2 protein-coding genes are annotated in these 2299 nt (G+C 63.7%); one reads left to right on the top strand and one right to left on the bottom strand.

Features of this window, described 5'->3' with window-relative positions; all coding sequences use genetic code 11:
* Nucleotides 1-1091, bottom strand: a 1091-nt coding sequence (locus tag IVB32_RS15410; RefSeq protein WP_247410690.1) for a TrmJ/YjtD family RNA methyltransferase, incomplete at its 3' end; no start/stop codon positions are given.
* A 357-nt stretch (nucleotides 1092-1448) separates the two neighbouring features.
* Between IVB32_RS15410 and IVB32_RS15405 the strand changes: the two genes are divergently transcribed.
* On the top strand, nucleotides 1449-2299 hold an 851-nt coding region (locus IVB32_RS15405; RefSeq protein WP_247410687.1), incomplete at its 3' end, for an NADP-dependent isocitrate dehydrogenase.

The following is a 2299-nucleotide window of genomic DNA, read 5'->3' as shown; positions in this document are numbered from 1 at the left end:
CACGCCCGCCGCGACGCGCGATCCGCGACGATCGTCTCATTCTCGCCCGTGTTCACCAGTTCGATCGCGATCCGGTGCGGGAACGAGACGAAGTCCGGGATATGCCGCCCCACAGGAGTCTGGCGCTTGAACTGGCCTGCGAAGCGGCGGTCGCGTGTAAGGGCCTGCCAAAGCAGCCGCTCGGCATCGGTTGGGTTGCGGCGGAGCAGACGGGCGAGGCCGCGCACGGTGGAGCCGCTGTCGGGCACGCCGCCACCCTGCCCGTGCTCGGCCAACAGCGCGCGCAGGCGCGTTGCCTGCTCGCCGTCGAGCACGCCGCCCTTGGCCGGTCCTTTCCGTCCCTCCGCGATCGCCATCACCACGCCGTGCAGGGTGTGCATGTCCTGTTTGGTCGGCTCCATCCGGGTGAAGATGTTGCGCAGGTTCACCAGCATGGTGTCGCGCTTCTCGGCCGGGCGCAGAAATTCGACCCGGTCGAGTTCGCGGATGAGATTGTCGAAGAAGGCCTGCATCTGGTGCTGCGAGGCGCGCTCGGAGCGCTCCGGCATGGCGTGCGGCAGCTCGCCGGAGGTCGCCCGCTTGAACCATTCGTAGCCGACCAGCAGCACCGCTTGGGCGAGGTTGAGCGAGGCAAAGCCCGGATTGACCGGGAACGTAATGATGCGGTTGGCGAGCCCGACCTCCTCATTGGTCAGGCCCCAGCGCTCCCGGCCGAACAGGATACCGGCCTTGCCGCCGGCGGCGGCGTGCCCGGAAATCTCGCTAGCTGCGGCTTCCGGTCCCACCACCGGCTTGGCCTGGTCGTGGGGACGCGCGGTGGTGGCGAACAGCAGGTCGAGGTCGGCGACGGCCTCACCGACCGTGTCAAACAATTCGACCTTGTCCAGAATATAGTCGGCCCCGGCGGCGGCGCGCTGGGCGGCGATGTTGGGCCAGCCGTCGCGAGGGTTGACGATGCGCAATCGGCTCAGCGCGAAATTGCCCATGGCGCGCGCGGCCATGCCGATGTTTTCGCCCAGCTGCGGCTCGACCAGGATCACGATGGGACCGTCGAGAGAAAGGCCCGCTTTGCTCTTGTCAGTCCCGGACATCTCGCTTCGCTTTCACACTGGTTCTCAAGGTCTTGGACAGGCGCTCTTCATGAATTGATTCAAGGCCGGTCCTGACCTGGTCTGACCTCGGTCTTGGGCCGGCGCCCGTTCGCCTGTCGTTTGCCTGTCCTGACGAAATTCTCAAGGGAAATAACGGGTTGGATTCGACTTTTGAATCTCGCCTGAAACCTCAGCCCGGTCCCCGCGGCAGGGCTGCTCCCGCCCCCCATCTGCGGAGGCTGGATGAGCTAAAAGTGCATAATCCCTTGGCTTTCGCCGGCCGCGTCCCGGTGCTAAGAGGCGGCGGATATTCCCGTGGCGCGCCACAAGCGCCGTTCCCAAGAGGCTTCCCCGATCATGGCAAAAATCAAGGTGTCCAACCCCGTCGTCGAACTCGATGGCGACGAGATGACCCGGATCATCTGGCAGTACATCAAGGACAAGCTGATCAACCCGTTCCTGGATGTCGAGCTGCAATATTTCGACCTGGGAATGGAGTACCGCGACCACACCAACGATCAGGTCACGATCGACGCCGCCGAGGCGATCAAGAAGGTCGGCGTCGGCGTCAAGTGCGCCACGATCACCCCGGACGAAGCCCGGGTGAAGGAGTTCAACCTCAAGCAGATGTGGAAGTCGCCGAACGGCACCATCCGCAACATCCTCGGCGGCGTGATCTTCCGCGAGCCGATCATCTGCAAGAACGTGCCGCGCCTGGTTCCCGGCTGGACCAAGCCGATCATCATCGGCCGCCACGCCTATGGCGACCAGTATCGCGCCACCGACATCAAGTTCCCGGGCAAGGGTACGCTGACGATGAAGTTCGTCGGCGAGGACGGCACCGTCATCGAGAAGGAAGTGTTCAAGACCCCCGGCGCCGGCGTCGCGATGCAGATGTACAATCTCGACGATTCCATCATCGACTTCGCCCGCGCATCGTTGAATTACGGCCTGCTGCGTAACTACCCGGTCTATCTCTCGACCAAGAACACGATCATGAAGGTCTATGACGGTCGGTTCAAGGACATCTTCCAGGACATCTACGAGCGCGAGTTCAAGAAGGAATTCGACGCCAAGGGCCTGACCTACGAGCACCGCCTGATCGACGACATGGTCGCCTCCGCGCTGAAATGGTCCGGCGGTTATGTCTGGGCCTGCAAGAACTACGACGGCGACGTGCAGTCCGACACGGTGGCGCAGGGCTACGG

Origin of the sequence: Bradyrhizobium sp. 23, assembly GCF_023073295.1 — a bacterium.
Classification (GTDB): Bacteria; Pseudomonadota; Alphaproteobacteria; order Rhizobiales; family Xanthobacteraceae; genus Bradyrhizobium; species Bradyrhizobium canariense_D.
Note: the sequence above shows the minus strand (reverse complement) of the source record. Positions and strands in the feature narration are given on the sequence as shown.